This window comes from Mycobacterium sp. NGS57 (assembly GCF_059812405.1).
Genome location: NZ_JCALCP010000020.1, coordinates 1 through 23,837, shown reverse-complemented (window position 1 = coordinate 23,837; position 23,837 = coordinate 1). Strand labels below are relative to the sequence as shown.

7 protein-coding genes are annotated in these 23,837 nt (G+C 73.0%); 2 read left to right on the top strand and 5 right to left on the bottom strand.

What is annotated here, in order from left to right; genetic code table 11:
- Positions 1-122: 122 nt before the first annotated feature.
- The 5 genes from AC5Y43_RS24395 to AC5Y43_RS24375 all read right to left on the bottom strand — a co-directional run bounded on the left by AC5Y43_RS24395 (position 123) and on the right by AC5Y43_RS24375 (position 20,693).
- Positions 123-13,664: an amino acid adenylation domain-containing protein gene (locus AC5Y43_RS24395; protein ID WP_499977024.1), complete on the bottom strand. Its 13,542-nt coding sequence runs from the start codon at positions 13,662-13,664 to the stop codon at positions 123-125.
- A complete protein-coding gene (locus AC5Y43_RS24390; RefSeq protein ID WP_499977020.1) occupies positions 13,651-18,159 on the bottom strand; it encodes an amino acid adenylation domain-containing protein in 4,509 nt (1,502 codons plus the stop codon). Before AC5Y43_RS24390 ends, AC5Y43_RS24395 begins: the two co-directional genes overlap by 14 nt.
- A gap of 58 nt (positions 18,160-18,217) precedes the next feature.
- Entirely contained in the window at positions 18,218-18,448 is a 231-nt protein-coding gene (locus tag AC5Y43_RS24385) for an MbtH family protein (RefSeq protein ID WP_499977018.1), read from the bottom strand.
- A gap of 204 nt (positions 18,449-18,652) precedes the next feature.
- The gene (locus tag AC5Y43_RS24380) at positions 18,653-19,927 is read right to left on the bottom strand and encodes a glycosyltransferase (protein ID WP_499977016.1); all 1,275 of its coding nucleotides are present in this window, start codon (positions 19,925-19,927) and stop codon (positions 18,653-18,655) included.
- A 7-nt stretch (positions 19,928-19,934) separates the two neighbouring features.
- A complete protein-coding gene (locus AC5Y43_RS24375; protein ID WP_499977014.1) occupies positions 19,935-20,693 on the bottom strand; it encodes a class I SAM-dependent methyltransferase in 759 nt (252 codons plus the stop codon).
- A 99-nt stretch (positions 20,694-20,792) separates the two neighbouring features.
- Here AC5Y43_RS24375 and AC5Y43_RS24370 point away from each other — a divergent pair, with 99 nt between their 5' ends.
- The gene (locus AC5Y43_RS24370; RefSeq protein WP_499977012.1) at positions 20,793-21,296 is read left to right on the top strand and encodes a DUF2505 domain-containing protein; all 504 of its coding nucleotides are present in this window, start codon (positions 20,793-20,795) and stop codon (positions 21,294-21,296) included.
- A 100-nt stretch (positions 21,297-21,396) separates the two neighbouring features.
- The gene (locus AC5Y43_RS24365) at positions 21,397-23,580 is read left to right on the top strand and encodes an acyltransferase family protein (RefSeq protein ID WP_499977010.1); all 2,184 of its coding nucleotides are present in this window, start codon (positions 21,397-21,399) and stop codon (positions 23,578-23,580) included.
- Positions 23,581-23,837 lie beyond the last annotated feature (257 nt).

Below are 23,837 nucleotides of genomic sequence, written 5' to 3'. Positions count from 1 at the left end.
TGGACGCAAGTGTCGGGCGGGAAATTTTGTGGGCGGCACCCCGCAGCGAGGCTGTAACTGCCCACGCGTTTCCGGGCTGTTGCAGGCGTCGGCAGACGCAGTCTCGCGGTAGGGCCGGGCCCCTACAGGTCGCCGGCCGGGCTGACGGCGGGCACCTCGGCCACCGGGCCGGCATGCCCGGCCAGTTGCGATGTCATGCCGCGCACCGAGGGCGCGTCGAACAGGGCGCTGACCGCGAGGCGGGTGGCGAGCGCCGCGTTGATCGCCACGATCGCCCGCATCGCCGAAATCGAGTCCCCGCCGAGGTCGAAGAACGAGTCGTCGGCGCCCACCCGGTCCACGCCCAGCACCCGGGCGTAGATGCCGGACAGGATCTCGGCGACCGCGGCGGCCGCGGCGGGATGGTCGGCTCCGGCGGGGCGGCTGTCGGGCTCCGCGACCGCCGGGGCCGGCGGCCACCGGTGCCCGTCGCCGCCCTGTGGGTCCGCCGCCGACAGCGGGCGCGCCGGGTCGGCGGTCATGGCCACCAACGCCTGCTGGAAGCGTTGCATCAGCGCATCGATGGCGGCCGCGTCGAACACGTCGGCGCGGAATTGGACGCGCAGCTCCAGCTCGCGTCCCGGCACGGCCTGGATCGCCAGCGGGTAGTGGTAGTAGTCGCGGTTGGCGATCTCGCCGACGCTCAGCCCGTCGTCGCCCGTGAGCGCGGCGGTGTCGGTCGGGTAGTTCTCGTAGACGAAAACGGTGTCGAAAAGCCGGCGGTGTCCGGTGGCCCGGTGGATGTCGGCCAGCGCCAGGTGCTGGTGCTCGAGCGTGCGGTTGTGGGCGGCTTGCAGCTGGTCGAGCAGCTCGGCGACGCTGGTGGCCGGTGTGACGGTGGCCCGCACCGGCACGGTGTTGATCAGCAGGCCCACCATGGAGTCCGCGCCGGCGACCTCGGCGGGCCGCCCCGAGACCACGACGCCGAAGGCGACGTCGTCGTGGCCGGTCAGCCACGCGAGCAGCTGCGCGAAAGCGCCCTGCAGCACGGTGTTTACGGTGGTGTGGCGCGCGCGGGCCAGCTCGCCGATGGCCGCGGTGGTGTGCGCGGGCACGGTGAACGACGCGACGTCGCGCCGCCCGAGCCCAAGCCGCTCCGGGGGCCCGATGAGCGTCGGGGTGTCGAAGCCGGCGAAGACCTCGCTCCAGGCCGCGCGCGCGGCGTCGCGGTCGCGGCCGGCCAGCCAGCTGACGAACCGGCGGTACGGGACCGGGGCGGGCAGCCGGTGGCCGTAGTAGCCGGCGAAGATTTCCTGCAGCAGGATCGGCAGCGACCAACCGTCCAGGACGATGTGGTGGTTGGTCAGCACGAACCGGTGCCGGTCGGCCGCGGTGCGGATCAGCGCCACCCGCAGCGGCGACTGCGCGGTGAGATCGCCGATTGCGGCCCGTTCGTCGGCGCAGATCCGCCGGATCTGCCCGCCCGGGTCCGGGTCGTCGCTCAGGTCGTCGAAACGCCACGGCACGTCGGGATCGGCCGGGATGACCTGCACGGGCTCGTCGAGCAGGCAGAAGCGGGCCACCAGGTTGGGATGCCGGGCGATCACCGCGCGCAGGGCGTCGCGCAGCCGGTCGGCGTCGAGGGGACCGCTCAGGGTGGTCTCCAGCTGCACCGCGTAGACGTCGTCGGGGTTGGCCTGCGCCCCATGCGCCATGGCGGCGTGGAAGAGCAGGCCCTGCTGCAGGGGGGTCAGCGGCAGCACGTCGGCGATGCGGGCCTGCCGGGCGAGGTCGTCGATCTGGTCCTGGCTCAGGCGGGCGGGCGCGATGTCGGAGGGGGTCAGTCCGCCGCCGCCGGCGCGCACGGTGGCGCAGATGCCGGCCAGGGCGTCGAACCACAGCCGGCCGAGCCGGCCGACCTGCTCCTCGTCGAGCGCCGAGGGCGCCCACGTCCAGCCGGCGCGCAGCCGCGGGCCGGCGTCGGTGTCGACGGTGCCGGCGTTGAGCTCGACGGTGTGCATCAGCGGCATCGGGATCGCCGCGGCGAGGCCGGCCACCGACCCGTCGTCGTGGCACATCCGCCACGCCTCGTCGGACGACTCGGCGGCGGCGCCGAGGCGGCCCAGGTAGTTGAACCCGATGGACGGGTCGGCGCCGTCCAGGCCGACGTCGCCGTTCAGGTAGCGCAGCAGGCCGTAGGTCAGGCCGTCGGGCAGGCCGCGCAGCTGTTCCTTGGCGCGTTTGACCACCGCGGCCAGCCCGGCGTCGCCGGCGACGACTTGCGCCCAGTCCAGCCCGCCCACCTGCAGCGCGACCGGGTATTTGCTGGTGAACCAGCCGACCGTGCGCGACAGGTCCACGTCCGGGGCCAGCTCGTCGTGGCGGCCGTGGCCCTCGACGTCGATGCCGATCGGCGCGGCGGGGCTGTTTAGGGCACGCAGGAACTCCCCGAGCGCCAACCCGAACGCGATCAGCAGGATGTCGTGGATGCCGGCGTGGAACGCCGCGGGCACCTCGCCGAGCAGCATGCGGGTGGTCTCGGCGTCCAGTTCCACCGACAGGTTCCCGGCGGTGGCGAAGGTGTCGAGCTCGGGACGCACCGCCGGCAGGGCCGACGGCACCGCCGCGACCTCCCGCCACGCGTCCGCCTGAGCCACGACGTCGGGGCGGCGCGCGTGCTCGGCCAGCAGCGACGCCCACCGGGCGAACGACGTCGACGGCGGCGGCAACTCCACCGGCTGCCCGCCGCGGCGCTGCGCCCACGCCAGGTTGAGGTCTTCGAGCAGGATGCGCCACGACACCCCGTCGACGGCCAGGTGGTGCGCGATCACCGCCAGCCGGCCGGTGCGGGGCACCCACAGCGCGCTCAGCATGGTCCCGGTCGCCGGGTTCAGCCGGGCCCGGGCCGCCAGCAGCGCCGGCGCGGACAGCTCGTCCACGACCCGCAGGCAGGCGCGCGCGTCGACCGTGCCCGCGTCGGGCACGGTCAGCGACCAGTCGTCCGACACGCGCAGCCGCAGCATCGGGTGCCGGTCGAGCAGGGCCTGCAACAGCTGCACCACGTCGGACTCGGTCACCCCGGCCGGGGCCTGCACCAGCACCGTCTGGTTGAACTCGCCGACCGGGCCGTCCACCTCGCGCAGCCAGCTGATGATCGGGGTGGCCGGCACGTTCCCGGTGCCCTCGTCGGCGGGGGCCCCGGCACCGTCGGCGACGCCGGCGACGCGGGCCAGCCGGGACACGGTCTGCTCGACGAAGATGTCGCGGGGGCGGCAGGTCAGCCCGGCGGCCCGGGCGCGGGCCACCACCTGCATCGACAGGATGCTGTCGCCGCCGAGCTCGAAGAAGGACTCGTCGACCCCCACCCGCTCCAGCCCGAGGACCTGGGCATAGATGCCGGCCAGGACCTCCTCGACCGCGTCGGCGGGGGCGCGGTAACGCTCGCCGTCCTGGTACTCCGGGGCCGGGAGGGCGCGCTTGTCGAGCTTGCCGTTGACCGTCAGCGGCAGCGCGTCCAGCGCCACCACCGCGGCCGGCACCATGTAGGCGGGCAGCCCGTCGGCCAGCCGGGCGCGGATGTCCGCCGGGTCGGCGGGCCCGGTGACGTAGCCGACGAGGCGCTTGTCGCCCGGGCGGTCCTCGCGGGCGACGACGACGGCCTGCCCGACGCCGTCGAGGCCGGCCAGCGCCGCCTGGACCTCGCCGAGCTCGATGCGGTACCCGCGGATCTTGACCTGCTCGTCGGCGCGCCCGACGTAGCGCAGCTGCCCGTCGGCGCCCCACCAGACCAGGTCGCCGGTGCGGTACATCCGCTGCCCCGGCTCGCCGGCCGGGCAGGCCACGAACCGCGTGGTGGTCAGCCCGGGCCGGCCCAGGTACCCGTCGGCCAGCCCGGCGCCCGCGACGTACAGCTCCCCCACCACGCCGACCGGCACCGGCTGCAGCCAGCCGTCGAGGACGAAGAAGCTCAGGTGGCGAAGGGGCACCCCGATCGGGCTGACGGCGCTGTCGACGTCGCCGGCAAGGATCTCGCGGAACGACGCGTGCACCGTCGTCTCGGTGATGCCGTACATGTTGATCAGCCGCGGCCCACCCGGATGCTTGTCCAGCCAGGCCGCCAGGCGCTGGGGCTCCAGCGCCTCGCCGCCGAACACCACGGCCTGCAGCTTCAACCCGGCCGCGTCGGTCGCGGCGGTGTCGGCGGCCTGCAGCGCGTAGAACGCCGACGGGGTCTGGCTCAGGAAGGTGACCCGTTCGGCAATCAGCAAGGCGCGCAGGTCTTCCGGCGAGCGCACCACCGCGTCGGGCACCATGACCACCCGCCCGCCGTAGAGCAGCGCGCCCCAGATCTCCCACACCGAGAAGTCGAACGCCAGCGAGTGGCACTGCGACCACACCTGCCCCGCCAATCCCAGGTCGGCATCGAGGGTCTCCAGCAGCCGCACCACGTTGCGGTGCGGGATCGCCACCCCCTTCGGGGTCCCGGTGGTGCCCGAGGTGTAGATGATGTACGCCGTGTCGTCGGGTCCCGACCCGGCGAGGGCCAAATCGGTTGGGGCGTCCGGGTCCCCGACGGTCCCGATATCGATGACGAGCAGGTCGCGCCCGCCCAGCCGCGGCCGCAGCTCGGCGGTGGTGACCGCCGCGGCCGGTGCGGCGTCGGCCAGCAGGAAGCCCACCCGGGCCTCGGGCACCGTCGGGTCGATCGGCACGTAGGCGGCCCCGGTCTTGACCACGGCCACCATCGCCACGACGGCGTCGGCCGTGCGGGGCAGCAACAGCGCCACCCGCTGCCCGGGGCCCACACCGCGCCCGGACAGCAAGTGCGCCAACCGGTTTGCGGCGTCGTCCAGCTCGCGGTAGGTCATCGACCGGCCGTCGGAGCTCACCGCGACCGCGTCGGGCGCGCGGGTCACCTGCGCGGCGAACACCTCGGGGATGGACGCCGCCGCCGGCGCCGCGGCCAGGGCGGTGCGGTTGGCCCACCCGTCCAGCCGGGCGTGCTCGGCGTCGTCGAGCACGTCGAGCGACGACAGCCGCCCGTCGGGGTCGGCGGTCATCGCCGCCAGCGCCCGCCGCAGCCGCTCGATCAGGGTGTGGATGGTGTCGGCGTCGAACACGTCGGTGCGGAACTCCACGGTCCCGCCGATTCCGGCGGGTTCACCGCCCTCGTCCCAGAGTTCGGCCAGCGAGAACGACAAATCGACCCGCGCGGTGCCGGTGTCCACCGGCAGCTCGGTGACCTCCAGGTCGCCCAGGGCCAGCCCGGCGCCGGCCCCGGCGTTAGTGCCGGCCCAGTTCTGCCAGGCCAGCATCACCTGGACCAGCGGGTGATGGGTCAGCGACCGGGTGGGGTTGAGCCGTTCGACCAGCACGTCGAAGGGCACGTCCTGGTGCTCGTAGGCGGCCAGGCTGCGCTGGCGCACCTGGTCCAGCAGCTCGGCGAAGCTGGGGTCGCCGGCCACCTCGACGCGCAGCACCAGGGTGTTGACGAAGAAGCCCACCAGCTCGTCCAGCGCGGGGTCGCGCCGGCCGGCGATCGGGAAGCCCACCGCGACGTCGGGACTGGCGCTCAGCTTGGCCAGCAGCACCGCCAGCGCGGCCTGCACCAGCATGAAGCTGGTCGCGTTGTGCTCGCGGGCCACCCGGGCGACCTGCTGTTGCAGCTGCGCCGGCCAGTCGACCGCGACCGTGGCGCCGCCGGAGTCGGCGACCGGCGGGTACGGCCGGTCGGTGGGCAGCTGCAGGTGCTCGGGCATGCCGGCCAGGGCGTCCTCCCAGTAGGCCAGCTGCGCGGCGATGGGGCTGGCGCTGTCGCCGAGGTCGCCGAACTGCGCGCGCTGCCACAGCGTGTAGTCGACGTACTGCACCGCCAGCTCGGCCCAGCCCGGGGCCCGCCCCGCGCACCGGGCGGTGTAGGCCACCCCGAGGTCGCGCACCAGCGGGGCGATCGACCAGCCGTCGGCGGCGATGTGGTGGGCGACGGCCACCAGCACGTGCTCGTCGTCGGCGACGCGGAAAACCCTTGCCCGCAAAGGGATTTCGGTTGCCAGGTCGAAGCTGTGCCGGCCCGTCTCGTCGACGGCCGCCGCCAGGCGGTCGGCCGGCCATGCGGTGGCGTCGGTGACCTGCCACCCAAAGTCGGCTTGCGCGGCGGGCACGACGACCTGCCGGGGCACGCCCTCGGTGGCGGGCAGCAGCGTGCGCAGGGTCTCGTGGCGGCCCACCACGTCGGCCAGCGCCGCGCCCAGCGCGTCGGCGTCGAGGCGGCCGCGCAGCCGCAGCGCCACCGCCAGGTTGTACACCGGCGACGGCCCCTGCAGCTGGTCGATGAACCACAACCGGTTCTGCGCGAACGACAACGGAACCACCGCCGGCCGCTCGACGGCCACCAGCGGCTCCAGCCGGCCCTCGTCGGCGCCGATGCGCGGGGCCAGCTGGGCCACCGTGGGCGCCTCGAACACCGTGCGCACCGCCAGCCCGGCGTCCAGGCCCGCGTTGACGGCGGCGACCAGGCGCATCGCCGACAGCGAGTCGCCGCCCAGGTCGAAGAACGAGTCGTCCACGCCGACCCGCTCGACGCCCAGGACCTGGGCGTAGATGCCGGCCAGGATCTCCTCGGTGGGGGTGGACGGGGCGCGGTAGCTGCCGCCGTCGCGGTATTCGGGCGCCGGCAGCGCGCGCACGTCGAGCTTGCCGTTGACCGTCAGCGGCAGCGCCTCGAGCGCCATCACCGCGGCCGGGACCATGTAGGCCGGCAGCCGCTCGCCCAGCGCCGCGCGGGCCGCGGCGGGGTCGGCGGTCCCGGTGACGTAGCCGACCAGCCGCTTGTCGCCGGGGCGGTCCTCGCGGGCGATCACCACGGCCTGCTCGACCCCGGCCAGGGCGGCCAGGGCGGCCTGGACCTCGCCGGGCTCGATGCGGTAGCCGCGGATCTTGACCTGCTCGTCGGCGCGCCCGAGGTAGGCCAGCTGGCCGTCGGCCCGCCAGCGCACCAGGTCCCCGGTGCGGTACATGCGGGCCCCGGGTTCGCCGAACGGACACGCCACGAACCGCGACGCCGTCAGCCCGGTCCGCCCGACGTAGCCGACGCCGACGCCGCGCCCGGCCACGTACAGCTCGCCGACGACCCCGCTCGGCACCGGCCGCAGCCACTCGTCGAGGACGAACAGCGCCGTGGTGGACACCGGACCGCCGATGGGCGCGGCGCCCGAGCCCTCCCGCAGCGGGGCGCTCATCGACGCGTACACCGTGGCCTCGGTGGGGCCGTAGGCGTTGATCGCCACCCGCCCGGGCGCCCAGCGGTCCACCACGTCGGCCGGGCAGGCCTCGCCGCCGAGCAGCAGCGCGGTCGACTCCAGCCCGCGCGGGTTCAGCGCGTCGACCGCCGACGGGGTCTGGGTGAGCACGTTGACCTTTTCGCGCACCAGCAGGGCGTGGAAGTCGTCGGGGGATCCGACGACGGCGTCGGGCACCACGACCAGCCGGCCGCCGGCCAGCAGCGCGGCCCAGATCTCCCACACCGAGAAGTCGAACGCGTAGGAGTGGCACTGCGTCCACACCTGCGCCGCCGGCAGGTCCGCCGGCGACGAGTCCGCCAGGTGGATCAGGTTGCGGTGGCTGATGGCCACGCCCTTGGGGGTGCCGGTGGTGCCCGAGGTGTAGATGAGGTAGGCGATGTCGCCGGGGTCGGCCGCCGTCACCGGCGTGGCGGGCTGGGCGTCAATGGCCGGGTCGTCGAGGTCGACGACGGCGCGCCCGTCGAGGCGCGGCCGCAGGTCCGCGGTGGTGACGACGGCGACGGGGGCGGCGTCGGAGAGCATGAACGCGATCCGCGCCTCCGGCAGGCCCGGGTCGATCGCCAGGTAGGCCGCCCCGGTCTTCAGCGCGGCGAGCATGGCTACGACGGCCCGCGCCGAGCGCTCCAGCAGCAGCCCCACGCACGCGCCCGGGCCGACGCCGCGCCCGGACAGCACGTGCGCCAGGCGATTAGCGGCCTCGTCGAGTTCGCGGTAGGTCAGCGACTCGGCGCCGTGGGTCACCGCCACCGCGTCGGGGGTGCGGGCCACCTGCGCGGCCAACAGCTCCGGAACCGACGTCGCGGCCGGCGCGGGCCTGGTCAGCATCGCGCGGTTGCCGACGGTGTCGAGGCGGGCGCGCTCGGTGTCGTCGACCACGTCCACCGCCGACAGCCGCCGCGCCGGGTCGGCGGTCAGCTCGGCCAGCACCCGCCGCCACCGCTCGACCAGCGTCTCGATGCTGGCCGCGTCGAACACGTCGGTGCGGAATTCCACCGTGCCGCCGATGCCGGCGGGCTCGCCGCCCTCGCCCCAGCGTTCGGCCAGGGAGAACGACAGGTCCATGCGGGCGGTGCGGGTGTCGAGCTCCACCGGCGCGATCTGCAGGTCGCCCAGGGTCAGCCCCGCGACGTTGTCAGCGGCGTCGCCGCCACTGCGGTCCTGCCAGTTCTGCCACGCCAGCATCACCTGCACCAGCGGGTGCTGGGTCAGGCTGCGGGTCGGGTTGAGCCGCTCCACCAGCACCTCGAACGGCACGTCCTGGTGCTCGTAGGCGGCCAGGCTGCGGGTGCGGACCTGCGCGAGCAGGTCGGCGAAGCTGGGGTCGCCGGCCAGGCCGACGCGCAGCACCAGGGTGTTGACGAAGAAGCCGACCAGGTCGTCGAGCGCGGGGTCGCGCCGGCCGGCGATCGGGAATCCGACCGCCACCTCGGTGCTGGCGCTGAGCTTCGACAACAGCACCGCCAGGGCGGCCTGCAGCACCATGAAGCTGGTCGCGTTGTGCTCCCGGGCCACCCGGTCGATCTGCTGCTGCAGCGGCGCGGGCCAGTCGACCGCGACGCTGGCCCCGCGGTAATCCGCCACCGGCGGGTAGGGCCGGTCGGTGGGCAGCTGCAGGTGCTCGGGCATGCCGGCCAGGGCGTCCTCCCAGTAGGCCAGCTGCTTGGCGATGCGGCTGTCGTCGTCGCCGAGGTCGCCGAGCTGCGCGCGCTGCCACAGCGTGAAGTCGGCGTACTGCACCGCCAGGTCGGGCCAGCCGGGGGCCTGCCCGGCGCACCGGGCGGCGTACGCCATGCCCAGGTCGCGCACCAGCGGGGTGATCGACACGCCGTCGGCGGCGATGTGGTGCACCACGGCCACCAGCACGTGCTCGTCCTCGGCGACGCGGAAAAGCTGTGCGCGCAAAGGGATTTCGTTGGCCAGGTCGAACGGGTGGGCGGCGACGGCGTCGACCGCCTCGTCCAGGCGGCTGTCCGGCCAGCCGGTGGCGTCGACGACCCGCCAGCCGAAGTCGGCGCCGTCGGCGGGCTGCACCAGTTGCCGCGGCACGCCGCCGGGCGCCTCGAAGCGCGTGCGCAGGGTCTCCTGGCGGGCGACCACGTCGGCCAGCGCCGCGCCCAGCGCGTCGGCGTCGAGCCGGCCGGTCAGCCGCAGCCCGACGGCCATGTTGTAGATCGGCGAGGGCCCCTGGAACTGGTCGATGAACCACAGCCGGTTCTGCGCGAACGACAGCGGAACCACCGCCGGCCGCTCGCCGGCGACCAGCGGGTCCAGCCGGTCGCCGTCGCCGGCGAGGCGCGGCGCCAGCTGCGCGACCGTGGGCGCCTCGAACAGCGTGCGCACCGACAGCCCGCAGCCCAGGCCCGAGTTGACCGCCGCGACCAGGCGCATCGCCGACAGCGAATCCCCGCCCAGGTCGAAGAACGAGTCGTCGGCGCCCACCCGGTCCACGCCCAGCACCTGGGCGTAGATGCCGGCCAGGATCTCCTCGACCGCGCCGGCCGGGGCGTGGTAGGCGTCGCCGTCGCGGTACTCCGGCGCCGGCAGGGCCCGGCGGTCGAGTTTGCCGTTGACCGTCAGCGGCAGGGCGTCGATCACCACCACCGCGGCCGGGACCATGTATTCGGGCAGCCGCTCGGCCAGCGCGGCGCGCAGCTCGGCGGGTTCGGCCGTCCCGGTGATGTAGCCGACCAGGCGTTTGTCGCCGGGGCGGTCCTCGCGGGCGATCACCACCGCCTCCGCGACCCCGTCGAGGGCGGCCAGCGCCGCGCGCACCTCGCCGAGCTCGATGCGGTACCCGCGGATCTTGACCTGCTCGTCGGCGCGGCCCAGGTAGCGCAGTTGCCCGTCGGTGCCCCAGCACACCAGGTCCCCGGTGCGATACATGCGGTCGCCGGGCGCCCCGAACGGGCACGCCACGAACCGCGACGCGGTCAGCCCGCCGCGGCCCACGTACCCGTAGGCCAGCGCGGAGCCGGCCACATACAGCTCGGCGACCACGCCGGCCGGCACCGGCCGCAGCCAGCCGTCGAGGACGAAGAAGCCGAGGTGGGCCAGGGGGACGCCGATGGGGCTGACGGAGTTGTCGACGTCGGCGGCGAGGATCTCCCGGAACGAGGCGTGCACCGTCGTCTCGGTGATGCCGTACATGTTGATCAGCCGCGGCGAGCCCGGATGGTTGCGCAGCCACGTCCGGAGTCGTTGCGGCTCAAGGGCTTCGCCGCCGAACACCACGGCCTCGAGCGTCAGCTGGGAGCCCGGCGCGGGCAGCAGCGCGTCCACGCTTTGCAGCGCGTAGAACGCCGACGGGGTCTGGCTCAGGACGCTGACCCGCTCCGCCACCAGCAGGGCGTAGAAGTCCTCGGGCGAGCGCACCAGCGCGTCGGGCACCACGACCAGCCGCCCGCCGTAGAGCAGGGCGCCCCAGATCTCCCACACCGAGAAGTCGAAGGCCAGGGAGTGGCACTGCGACCACACCTGCCCCGCCAGCTTCAGGTCGGCGTCCAGCGTTTCCAGCAGCCGGATCACGTTGCGGTGCGGGATCGCCACGCCCTTGGGGGTGCCGGTGGTGCCCGACGTGTAGATGATGTAGGCGATGTCGTCGGGGCCGGGCACCGGCAGCGCCGTGCTGGGCAGGCCGCCGAGCGCCGGCGCCTCGATTTCCCTGATGTCGACGACGGGCAGGTCGCAGCCGCCCAGCGCGGGGCGCAGGTCGGCGCTGGTGACCACCGCGACGGGCGCGGCGTCGTCGAGCACGAACTGCATCCGCGTCGCCGGCACCGCCGGGTCGATCGCCACGTAGGCCGCCCCGGTTTTCAGCACCGCCAGGATCGCGACGATCGCCTCGGCCGACCGCGACAGCAGCAGCGCCACCCGCTGTCCGGGGCCGACGCCGCGGGCGGCCAGCAGGTGCGCCAGCCGGTTGGCGGCGTCCTCGACCTCGCGATAGGTCCAGGAACGCTCGCCCCAGCTGACCGCCACCGCCTCGGGGGCGCGCGCGACCTGGGAGGTGAACAGCGTCGGGATCGACACCGACGTGATGACCGGAGGCGCCACCACCGCGGGGGCTCCCGGCCCGTCCGGGCGGGCGTGCCCGTCGCCGTGCAGCAGGTCCATGAACGAGGCGTGCACGGTCGTCTCGGTGGTGCCGTACAGGTTGAGCAGGCGCGGCAGGCCGGGGTGGTTGTCCAGCCACGTCCGAAGGCGTTGCGGCTCCAGGGCTTCGCCGGCGAACACCACCGCCTCGAGCTTCAGCCGGCGGGCGAGCTCGGGGTTCAGCGCGTCGGCGGTCTGCAACGCGTAGAACGCCGACGGCGTCTGGCTCAGGATGCTGACCTGCTCCGAGACCAGCAGCGCGTGGAAGTCCTCGGGTGAGCGCGCCACCGATTCCGGGACCACCACCAGGCGCCCGCCGTAGAGCAGCGCGCCCCAGATCTCGCAGACGGAGACGTCGAAGGCCAGCGAGTGCCACTGCGACCACACGTGCCGGTCGGTGAGCGCCAGGCTCGCGTCCATCGCCTCCAGCAGCCGCACCACGTTGCGGTGCGGGATGGCGACGCCCTTGGGGGTGCCGGTGGTGCCCGAGGTGTAGATGATGTAGGCGATCTCGTCGGGCGCCGGGACCGGCAACGGCGTGCCGGGCTGGGCGGCGATCGCGGGGTCGTCGAGGTCACTGACGTCGATGACCGCCAGCCCGGAGCCGTGCAGCCGGTCGGTCAGGGTGGCGGTGGTGATCGCGGCGATCGGTGCGGCGTCGTCGAGCATGAACTGCATCCGCGCCGCCGGTACCGCCGGGTCGATCGGCACGTAGGCCGCCCCGGTCTTGAGCACCGCCAGGATCGCGGCGATGGCCTCGGCCGACCGCGACAGCAGCAGCGCCACCGTCTGCCCCGGGCCCACGCCGTGGCCGGCCAGCAGGTGCGCCAGCCGGTTGGCGGCCTCGTCGAGCGCGCGATACGTCCAGGAGTGTTCGCCCCAGGTGACGGCCACCGCCCCGGGCGCGCGCGCCACCTGCGCGGCGAACAGCGCCGGGATCGACACCGACGCGCCGGCCGGCTGCGCCAGCACCGCGCGGTTGCCCCAGCCGTCCAGGCGGGCGTGCTCGTCGCCGTCCAGCAGGTCCATCGACGACAGCCGGCGGTTCGGGTCGGCGGTCATGGCTTCCATGACGCGCTTGAACCGCTCGATGAGCGCCTCGACGCCGGCGGCGTCGAACACGTCGGTGTCGAATTCGACGCGCAGGGTCAGCTCGTTGCCCGGCAGGGCCTGGATCGCCAGCGGGTAGTGGTTGGCCTCGCGGTGGGCGAACCCGGTGACGGCCAGCCCGTCGGTGCCCGACAGCGCGGCGGCGTCCAGGGGGTAGTTCTCGTAGACGAAGAAGGTGTCGAACAGCTGGTCCTGCCCGGCGATGCGGTGGATTTCGCTGAGCGCCAGGTGCTGGTGGTCGAGGGTGTGGTTGTGTGCGTTCTGCAGCTGGTCGAGCAGGTCGGCGGTGCTGGTTTCCGCGGTGCTGCTGGCCCGCACCGGCACCGTGTTGATCAGCAGGCCGACCATCGAGTCCGCGCCGGCCAGCTCGGTGGGACGGCCCGAGACCGTGGTGCCGAAGGCCACGTCGTGCTGGCCGGTCAGCGACATCAGCAGCTGGGCGAAGGCGCCCTGAAGCACGGTGTTGACGGTGGTGTGGCGGGAGCGCGCCAGCTCGTTGAGCGCCCGGGTGGTGCTCGCGGGAACCGGGTACGAGGTGACGCCGCGGCGCCCGAGGCCCCGCCGGTCCGGCGGGCCCACCAGCGTGGGGGCGTCGAAGCCGTCGAGCACGTCGCGCCAGGCCGCGCGGGCGGCGTCGAGGTCGCGGGCGGCCAGCCAGGTGACGAAGCGGCGGTACGGGACCGCCGCGGGCAGCCACTGCCCGTAGTAGCTGGCGAAGATCTCCCCCAGCAGGATCGGCAGCGACCAGCCGTCCAGCACGATGTGGTGGTTGGTCAGCACGAACCGGTGCTCGTCGTCCGCGGTGCGGATCAGCACCGCCCGGAAGGCCAGCTGGTCGGCCACGTCGCACACCGCGGCCCGCTCGGCGGCGGACAACTGCTGGATCTGCTCGTCGAGGCCCGGCCCGGCGCCGCTGAGGTCGACGTAGTTCCACGGCACCTCGGGATCGGCCGGGATGATCTGCACCGGCTCGGCGAACTTGTCGGAGAACCGGGCCGCCAGGTGGGGATGGCGGGTGACCACGGTCTGCACCGCGTCGCGCAGGCGGTGCTGGTCGAGCCGGCCGGTCAGGGTGATGTCGAGCTGCACGGCGTAGACGTCATCGCCGCCCTGGGCGGTGCTGGCGTGGAACAGCAGCCCCCGCTGCAGGGGGGTCAGTGGCAGTACGTCAGCGATCCGCATACTGCCGCGCAAGCTCGTCGATTTGTTGCTGGCTGAGGCTGGCGGCGACGTCCGAGGGCGTCAGCCCGCCGCCGCCGCCGCGCACGTGCGCGCACATGCCGGCCAGGGCGTCGAACCACAGCCGGCTCAGCCGGGCGACCCGCTCCTCGTTCAGCGCCGAGGGCGCCCACGTCCAGCCGGCGCGCAGGTGCGGGCCGCTGTCGGTGTCGATGGTGCCGGCGTTGAGCTCGACGGTGTGCGCCAGCGGCATCGGGATGGCCGCGGCGGCGCCGGTGACCGACCAGCCGTCCTGGCGGATCTCCCAGACGTCACCGGACAGCTCGGCCGCGCCCGCGCCCAGGCGCCCGAGGTAGTTGAACCCGACCGGGGGGTCGGCGCCGTCGAGGTCGACGTCGGCGTTCAGGTAGCGCAGCACGCCGTAGGTCAGGCCGTCGGGCAGGGCGCGCAACTGCTCCTTGGCGTCCTTGATCACCGCCCCCAGCGCCTCGTCGCCGGCCACCACCTGCGCCCAGTCCAGCCCGCCGAGCTTCAGCGCCACCGGGTACTTGGTGGTGAACCAGCCGACCGTGTGCGACAGGTCTACTTGCTCCCCGGCGGCGCCCAGCTCCTCCTGGCGGCCGTGGCCCTCGACGTCGATGCCGACGGGGGCTGGGCCGGTCCCCAGGAATTCCGTGAGGGCCAACCCGAACGCGATCAGCAGGATGTCGTGGATGCCGGTGTGGAACGCCGCGGGCACCTCGCCGAGCAGCATGCGAGTGGTCTCGGCGTCCAGCGACGCCGAGTAGTTGCCCGCGCTGACGTAGGTGTCCGCGTCGGCGCGCACCGCCGGCAGGGGCGACGGCGTGGCGGCGACCTGCCGCCAGGTGGCCGCGTGCGCCACGACGTCGGGGTGGTGCGCGTGCTCGGCCAGCAGCGTGGCCCACCGGGCGAACGACGTGCCGGGCGCGGGCAGCGCGACCTGCTGCCCGCCGTGGTGCTGGGCCCACGCCAGGTTGAGGTCTTCGAGCAGGATGCGCCACGACACCCCGTCGACGGCCAGGTGGTGCACGATCAGGACCAGCTGGCTCGTCGCGGCCACCCACAGCGCGCTCAGCATCGCGCCGGCGGCGGGGTTCAGCCGCGAACGCGCCTCGGCGACCGCCTCGTCGGACAAGGCCTGCACCGATCGCAGGCAGTCGCGCGCCGGCAGCGAGCCGGGCTCGGGGACCGTCAGGTGCCAGGTGCTGTCGTCGGAGACGCGCAGCCGCAGCATGGCGTGCCGGTCGAGCAGGGCCTGCAACAGCTCGGCGACGTCGGATTCGGTGACCCCGACCGGGGCCTGCACCAGCACGGTCTGGTTGAACTCGCCGACCGGGCCGTCCACGTCGCGCAGCCAGGAGATGATCGGGGTGGCGGGCACGTCCCCGGTGCCCTCGTCGACCGGGGCGGCACCGTCGGCCACCCCGGTCACCCGGGCCAGGCGGGCCACGGTCTGCTCGACGAAGATGTCGCGCGGGCGGCAGGTCAGCCCGGCGGCGCGGGCGCGGGCCACCACCTGCATCGACAGGATGCTGTCGCCGCCCAGTTCGAAGAAGGACTCGTCGACGCCGACGCGTTCCAGCCCGAGGATCTGGGCGTAGATGCCGGCCAGGACCTCCTCGACGGGGGTGGCCGGGGCCCGGTAGCGGTCGCCGTCCTGGTACTCCGGGGCCGGCAGCGCGCGGGTGTCGAGCTTGCCGTTGACCGTCAGCGGCAGCGCCTCGAGCACGACGACCGCGGCCGGCACCATGTAGGCCGGCAGGCGCTCACCGAGTTCGGTGCGCATCTTGGCCGGGTCCGCGGTGCCGGTGACGTAGCCGACCAGGCGCTTGTCGCCGGGACGGTCCTCGCGGGCGATCACCACCGCCTGCTCCACCCCGTCCAGCCCGCTCAGGGCGGCCTGGATCTCACCGAGCTCGATGCGATACCCGCGCACCTTGACCTGCTCGTCGGCGCGGCCCACGTACTCCAGCTGGCCGCCGGCGCTCCAGCGCACCAGGTCGCCGGTGCGGTACATGCGCTGCCCCGGCTCGCCGGCCGGGCAGGCCACGAACCGCGTCCCGCTCAGCCCGGCCCGGCCCACGTAGCCGTCGGCCAGCCCGGCGCCACCGACATACAACTCCCCGACGACGCCCGCCGGCACCGGCTGCAGCCAGCCGTCGAGGACGAAGAAGCTCAGGTGGCCCAGCGGCCGCCCGATCGGGCTGCCGGCGCTGTCGACGTCGCCGCCGCCGATCTCCCGGAACGACGCGTGCACCGTCGTCTCGGTGATGCCGTACATGTTGATCAGCCGCGGCGCACCCGGATGCTTGTCCAGCCAGGCCCGAAGGCGTTGCGGCTCAAGGGCTTCGCCGCCGAACACCACGGCCTGCAGCTTCAACCCGGCCGGGTCGGTCGCGGCGGTGTCGGCGGCCTGCAGCGCGTAGAACGCCGACGGGGTCTGGCTCAGGAAGGTGACCCCTTCGGCGATCAGCAGGGCGCGCAGGTCTTCCGCGGAGCGCACCACCGCGTCGGGTGCCACCACGACGCGCCCGCCGTAGAGCAGCGCGCCCCAGATCTCCCACACCGAGAAGTCGAAGGCCAGCGAGTGGCACTGCGACCACACCTGCCCCGCCAATCCCAGGTCGGCATCGAGGGTCTCCAGCAGCCGCACCACGTTGCGGTGCGGGATCGCCACCCCCTTCGGGGTCCCGGTGGTTCCCGAGGTGTAGATGATGTAGGCGGTGTCGTCGGGGGCCGGGCCCGGCAATGCGGTGGCGGGCTGACCGTCCACTGCGGGATCGCCGACGTCGATCACCGCCAGATCGCAGCCGCGCAGCCGGTCGGCCAGATCGGCGGTGGTGATCGCGGCGACGGGCGCGGCGTCGTCGAGCACGAACTGCATCCGCGCCGCCGGCACCGCCGGGTCGATCGGCACATACGCCGCCCCGGTTTTCGCCACCGCCAGCATCGCGACGACGGCCTCGGCAGACCGGGAGAACAGCAGCGCCACCCGCCGCCCCGGGCCCACGTCCCGACCGGACAGCAAGTGCGCCAACCGGTTTGCGGCCTGGTCCAGCTCGCGGTAGGTCATCGACCGGCCGTCGCAGGTGACCGCCACCGCGTCGGGCGTGCGGTCGGCCTGCGCGGCGAACACCGCCGGAATCGACACCGCCGCAGGCGGTTCGGCCAGCGCGGCCCGATTGCCCCACGCCTGCAGGCCGGCGTGCTCGCCGGCGTCGAGCACGTCGATCGTCGACACCGGCCGCGCCGGGTCGGCCGCCATCGCCACCAGCACCCGCTCCAGCCGGCGCGCCAGATCGGCGACGTCGGAATTCGAAAACAGTTCCGCGGCACCCAAAGTGCTCAGCGAGAGCTCGTCGCCGATGCCGGACAGGATCAGCCCGAAGCCGCCCACGAAGCCGGAGTTGGTCATCGACGCCGACGCCGTGAACCCGCCGAAGTCCATGGAGAAGGCGAGCGGGAAGAAGTCGATGACCACCCGGTCGGCCGACCCGCCGGAACCGGCCTTGCGCTCCAGCGCGTGCACGGGAAAACGCTGATGGCTCAGCAGCTCCTGGATGCGGGTGTCGACGTGCCGGCAGAAGTCGGTCACCGTCTCCTCCGCCGTGACGTTGAGCACCAGCGGGACGACTCCGGCGGCCATCCCGGGCAGCGTCTTCGTCTCGGGCCGCACCCGCCGGCCGACCGGGAAGTCGAGCACCACTTCGGAGCCCTCGGAGCACCAGCCCCGCACCAGCAGCGCGCACGCCGCGGTGATCACCGAGGCGCGCGGCATGTTCCACACGTGGGACAGCTCCTGGATGCGGCGCATGATCGCGGGGTCCAGCCCGACGGGCGTCGAACGCCAATTCGGGTCGCGCTCCCCCGCCGCCTGCGGCAGCCGATTGTTCGTTCCGCTTTCGGCGGGAAGGTTCCGCGTCCAATAGTCGCGGTCGTCGGAATAGTCGCTCGACGCCTCGTATTCGGATTCGCAGTCGACCAGGTCCTGCAGCGAGCCGAAAAAGGCGGGCGGAATGGGTTCGCCGGTGACAATGGCGGAATAAATGGAGGCGATCCGGTTGCCGATGAGCCCGATGCCGGCCGCGTCGATGACGATGTGGTGGTAGCAGCCGAACAAATAGAATTCGTCGGGCCGCGTCTGAAACAGCGCGTATTTGAACAGCGGGCCGGTGAACGGCATCGGCGTGCGCTGAATCGACAGCGCCACCTCCTGGACTTCCCGCACGGGGTCGTCCTTGCCGCTCATGTCGTAGAAGTCCAGCTCGATTTCCGGGTAGTCGATCGCCTTCTGGAAGACCTGGCCGTCCTCCTCGAGGAACGCCGCCCGCACCGGTTCGGCCTCGCGCATGACGCGGCTGATCGCCCACTGCAGGGCGTCCTGTTCCACGGCGCCCGCGATCTTCACCAGCAGGCCAATCTGCCAGTCCGTACCGGAGTGTCCCGTCTCCTGCGCAAGCCAGATATCCAGCTGCACGCGCGTCAACGGAAGTACGCGGTCTGTTGACTCCATCCGACTCTCGACCCCAGGCGCTTTACTTGTCAGAAGCCGTGGCCCCGGCCAGCCTCTCGCGCAAACTCTTCGGGCGTATGTCGGGCCAGTTCTGTTCGATGTAGTCGAGACACGCGGCGCGGTCGGCCTCGCCGAAGCTCACCCGCCACCCGGCCGGGACGTCGGCGAACGTCGGCCACAGGCTGTGTTGCTCCTCGTCATTGACCAGGACGAAGAAGGTGCCGTTGTCGTCGTCGAATGGGTTGGTGCTCACCGCGTCTCCCGACCGTTTAGTCAACATGGGTATAACAAGTTCTAAACCATACTTCCTGGGTGTGACCGCTGTCACGCGGTTCGCTGTGAGCCCGATCACGGAGTGAGAACGACGGTTGTGCAATTAGTGCACACACCCGAAACTGCCGCCTGCAACCCCTCTGAGCTGTAGCGATGACGGCCGGTCCGTAGCTTTGCTAACGAGTCAGACGGCGCTGTTGAGCCGGGCGAAATCCTCGACCAGATCGGCGGCGGCCGCCGCGCTTTTGGCGGGCTCGGTGATCCGGGTGGCGAGCTCGCGGGCGCGCTGGGCGTAGTCCGGGGCGAGGATCTTGCGCAGGTCGGCCACCAGCGTCTCCTCGGTGGCCGTCGAGAAGCGCCGGGCGGTGCCGACCTTCAGCCGTTTGACGGCGGCGCCGTAGATCGCGTGCACCAGGTCCCAGTAGAGGATCAGCTGCGGCACCCCGGCGCGCATGCCGATGGGCGTGGTGGACGAGCCGCCGTGGTGGACGAGCGCGCGGCACGCGGGAAAGACCGTCGCGTAGTTCATCGTGCCGGCGACCCTGACCCGCTCGGAGTGCGGGGCGCTGCCGAAATCCGTTCCGGCGGCGCCGACCAGCGCCCGCTCGCCCAGCCGCGCGCAGGCCGCGTCGATCATGGCGATGGTGTCGGCCGGGGACTCCACCGGGATGCTGCCGAAGCCGAAGAAGATCGGCGGCGTTCCCGCGGCGATCCACGACGCGATGTCGTCGTCGGCGTCCGTCGCCAATTCCAGCGTCAGCGTCCCCACGAACGGCCGGTTGACGGGGCTGCCGGAGCGCGCCCATTCCTCGGCCAGCCCGGGAAAGCAGGCCTCGTCGTAGGCCTGGATCTCCAGCGACCCGGCCTCGGTGATCCGCCGCGGCGCGGAGCCGATCGCCGTGGGCAGGCCCAACTCGCGGCGCTGGGTGTCCTCGACCTTCTTGGTGCCCCGCCACGACACCCACCAGAACGCCGCCACCGCCGCGCGGCCCAGCCGCGCCGGCAAGAACGGCAGGACCTGGCCGTTGGGCCGCAGCGGGAAATAGTGCAGCGTGGCCAGGGGGACGCCGAAACGATCGGCGACGTTGGCGGCGGCGTCCTCGAAGTTGATGCCGGTGAACAGCAGGTCGGCTCCGTCGGCCAGCGACATCAGCGTCGCGCTCATGTCCTGCCAGCCCTGCAGCAGGGGCCCCGCGATCTCGGTGCGGGACCGGACGAGCTCCCGCAGCCGCCACGGGTGGCGGAAGAAGCACGTCCAGAAGTCGCGGTGCGCGTCGAGGATGGACTGCGAGTCGGGCCCGAAGCCGACCGCCTCGATCCCGGCCGCCTCGGTAAAGCCGACCAGGTCGGGCGGGACGGCCATCCGCACGTCATGCCCGCGGCGCACCAGCTCGCGGCCGACGGCGGCGCAGGGTTCGACGTCGCCGCGGCTTCCCCAGCACGCCAGCACGAATTTCATGGCGCTTCTACTTCGGGGACGATCCGGCGCCGACGCCGAGAAGTTCGCCGAGATAGCGGGGCGGCTTCAGGTTCAGCAGGCGCTTGCGGTCGGCCTTGAGGTCCGCGTAGGTCAGCGCCTCGACCTGCTCCACCGAATACGGCAGTGTCGACTCGGGAGTCGCCTTGCGCACGAACCCGACGCCCTGGTCGCACTTGAGCACGCCGACCAGCAGGTCGGGGCGGGTGCTGCGCAGCTGGACGATCGCCTTCCAGACGTCGCCGTTCCAGATGCCGATCACCAGCGGCCCCTTCTGCGACGCGACGAACTCGTCCCACGAATCCGCACGGCGGCCGGCCAGTTCGAAGGCGGGGTTGCAGTCGTGCAGGAAGATGACGCCGTCGTCGCGCAGGTAGCGAACGGTGTTCTCGACGTCGCGCACGACCTGCTCGTAGGTGTGCAGCCCGTCGATCAGGGCGACGTCGACGGGGCGCTGCTCGAGGAAGGCGGCCTGGCTCGCGAAGAAGTCGTCGGAGGTCGTCTCGAAGTAGTGGGTGACGCGGGCCTTGGCGTCGGCGAGCTTCCGGGTGCGCGCGGTGAGCCGGAACGCCGGGTCCACGGCGATCTTCTCGTCGGCGCTGATCCGCTGGAAGGCCTGTCCGCGGGAGACGCCGATCTCCAGGTAGACGGGGTTCACCCGCCCGTCGAGCGCCCGGCGCACGGCCTTGATCCGGTTCGCGCCCGGCAGGGCGTCGGCCAGCACCACCAGCCCGCTGTTGAATCCCACGCGACGATCCTCTCCGTTACACACACGTCTGACAAGGGATGGGCCACACGATAGCGGTCACGTCCGAGCCGGCTCGCGCTTTGGTAAGAATGGTCTCCTATGCCGCACTCATTCGACATCTGGACCGAGTCGACCGCAACCGTCGAGCAAATCCATGCGGCATTCGCGCGCGAGGACTACTGGGTGACCCGGCTGTCGGCCGGCGACGCCGCCACCACGCTGGATTCGCTGGACGTCGGCGCCGACGGCACCGTGCAGATGCGCGCCACCCAGCACCTGGGCCGCCAGCTGCTGCCCGGTTTCGTCGCCAAGCTGCTGCCCGGGGACCTCAAGATCATGCACAGCGAGACCTGGAAACCGCTCGGCGACGGGCAGGTGCGCGGGCGGGTCAACGTCGCGGCGTCCGGCGGTTTCGGGTCGGGCCGGGGGAAGGCCCTGCTGGCGCCGGCCGGCGACGGCTCGCAGATGAGCTTCGCCGTGCGCGTCGACGTCAAGATCCCGTTGGTGGGCGGCAAACTCGAGAAATCCATCGCGGCCGGTCTGGCCCAGAACATCCCGGCGCTGCAGCGCTTCACCACCACCTGGATCGCCGAGCAAAAGTGAGCGCGGGCCGCAGTGGATTGCCCGCCTTTCGCCCGTCGCAGTTCAACAGGTGTGTGATAATGCCTCGATTCCCGACGGTTTCGTAGTAAGTAGGTAGACCTTGCGCCAGGCCGACAGCGTCCGCCCTACCGAGGAACGCGAGAGTCGGCGCCGCGAGTCGCGGTTTCGCCCGGACATCGAGGGACTGCGCGCGGTGGCGGTGCTGGCCGTCGTCCTGTTCCACGCCGACGTCCCGGGGATCGGGGGCGGGTTCGTCGGCGTCGACGTCTTCTTCGTCATCTCCGGTTTCCTGATCACCGGCCTGCTGTGGCGCGAGACCAGCGGCACCGGCACCGTGCGGCTGCGCCGCTTCTACGGCGCGCGCGCCCGGCGACTGCTGCCGGCGTCGGCGGCGGTCGGCGTGGTCACGATGGTCGCCTCGGCCGCGCTGCTGCCCCCGCTGCAGGCCCGCGCCGTGATGGGCGACGGCATCGCCAGCGCGCTCTACGTCAGCAACTTCTGGTTCATCTTCCGCGGCGTCGACTACTTCGCCAGCCATGTGCCGCCGTCGCCGTTCCAGCACTACTGGTCACTCGGCGTCGAGGAGCAGTTCTACCTGGTGTGGCCGCCGCTGATCCTCGGCACCGCGTGGCTGATCCGGCGATTGCGTAAGCGCAGCCGGACCGAGGCCGTGGCCTCACAGCGGCCCTATCTGGTCGTCCTCGCCGCGGTGGCCGGAGTGTCATTCGTGCTGTCCTTCGCGGCCACCTACGTGGTGACCGCCGCGGCGTTCTTCTCGCTGCCCACCCGGGCCTGGCAGCTGGCCGTCGGCGGCCTGGTCGCGCTGACCGCAGGCCGGTGGGGGCGGCTCTCGCCGCGGGCCGCGGCGATCGTCGGCTGGGTCGGGCTCGCCGTCATCCTCTATGCCTGCACCCGGCTGAGCGCGACCACCCTGTACCCGGGCGTCGCGGCGCTGCTGCCCACGCTGGGCGCGGCGCTGGTGATCACCGCGGGCTGCGCCGCCCCCGACCAGGGCTGCGGGCGGGTGCTGGGCGCGGCGCCGATGCGGGCCATCGGGCGGATCTCCTACTCCTGGTACCTGTGGCACTGGCCGGTGCTGATCCTGGCTCCCGTGGTGATGGGTCACCCGCTGGGCCTGCCCGCCCGGGTGGTCGCCGCGCTGATCTCGGGCTTGCTGGCCGCGCTCACGCTGCGGTTCCTGGAGAACCCGGTGCGCTTCGCCGCCCCGCTGCGCCGCTCGGCCGGGCTCAGCCTCGGGCTGGGCGCCGGGGCCACCGCGGTGGCGGTCTGCGTGGGCGTGGCGCTGCTGGCGGTGGTGCCCACCCCGGTGGGCCGCGGGGCCCCGGCCGCGCCGCTGGCCATCACCGCCGCGCCCGTGCCGGCCGGCTCCCCCGCCGAGGCCTACGACGCCGCGGTGCGCCAGGCCTTCGCCCAGGTGCAGGCCGCCGTCGCCGCCTCGGCCAACCTCACCGCCGTCCCCTCGAACCTCGATCCCGCGCTGGCCGACGCCCCCGCCGAAAAGCAGGCCCTGCTGTTCGACGGCTGCCTGCGCACGCCGTTCCAGGGCGGACAACCCGAGTGTGCGGCCGGCGACACCGCCTCGGCCACGACCGTGGCGCTGGTCGGGGACTCGCACGCCGCGATGTGGAACCCGGCGTTCCAGCAGGTCGCCGCCCAGCGGCACTGGCGGCTGGAGATGCTGGCCAAGGGCGCCTGCCCCCTGATGGACCTGCCGATCACCAACCCCCTGCGCCGCCTCGTCGAACTCTTCGAGCACTGCCAGCAGTGGCGCGGCGACATCCTCGCCCGGCTGCGCGCCGAGCACCCCCGGCTGGTCGTGGTGAGCGCGTGGCGCGGCTACGGCGCCGACGAGTCGCTGAGCGGATTCAAGGCGTACGACGCGACGTGGACCGAGAGCCTGACCCGCCTGGTGCAGCAGCTGCGGACCACCGGCGCCAAGGTGCTGGTGCTCGGGCCCGTGCCCGATCCGCACTTCGTGGTGCCCATCTGCCTGTCCGGCTACCTCGACGACGTGGGCGCCTGCGTGCCGCGACGGTCCGCCGCGGTGAACCAGCCCGGCATCGCCGCCGAGGCCGCCGCCACCAAGGCCGGCGGCGGGCAGTACACCGACCTCACCGACCTGTTCTGCGCCGCCGACCGCTGCCCGGTCATCGTCGGCAACACCCTGGTCTACCTCGACGAGAACCACGTGACGCTGCAGTACTCGCGGCTGTTGGCGCCGGCCATCGGCGCGCTAACCGACCGCGCGCTCGCCCACGGCTGAGGATGGGCGCATTCCGCGCATCGCAGTTAGACAGGTGTGTGATAATGCCTCGACTGTTCAGGGACGCTTCAGACCCTGCCAAGACGCTTCCTCATATATAAGTAGGTGACCTTGCGCCAGGCCGACAGCATCAGCCCCACCGAAGAACACGAGAGTCGGCGCTCGGAGCGGTCGCGGTTTCGCCCGGACATCGAGGGCCTGCGCGCGGTGGCGGTGGTCGCCGTCGTCCTGTTCCACGCGGACGTGCCCGGCATCGG

What these genes read in the sequence shown, in the direction of transcription:
- AC5Y43_RS24395 (WP_499977024.1), bottom strand. Translation starts at nt 13,664, where the DNA reads ATGCGGATCGCTGACGTACTGCCACTGACCCCCCTGCAGCGGGGGCTG.
- AC5Y43_RS24380 (WP_499977016.1), bottom strand. Translation starts at nt 19,927, where the DNA reads ATGAAATTCGTGCTGGCGTGCTGGGGAAGCCGCGGCGACGTCGAACCC.
- AC5Y43_RS24370 (WP_499977012.1), top strand. Translation starts at nt 20,793, where the DNA reads ATGCCGCACTCATTCGACATCTGGACCGAGTCGACCGCAACCGTCGAG.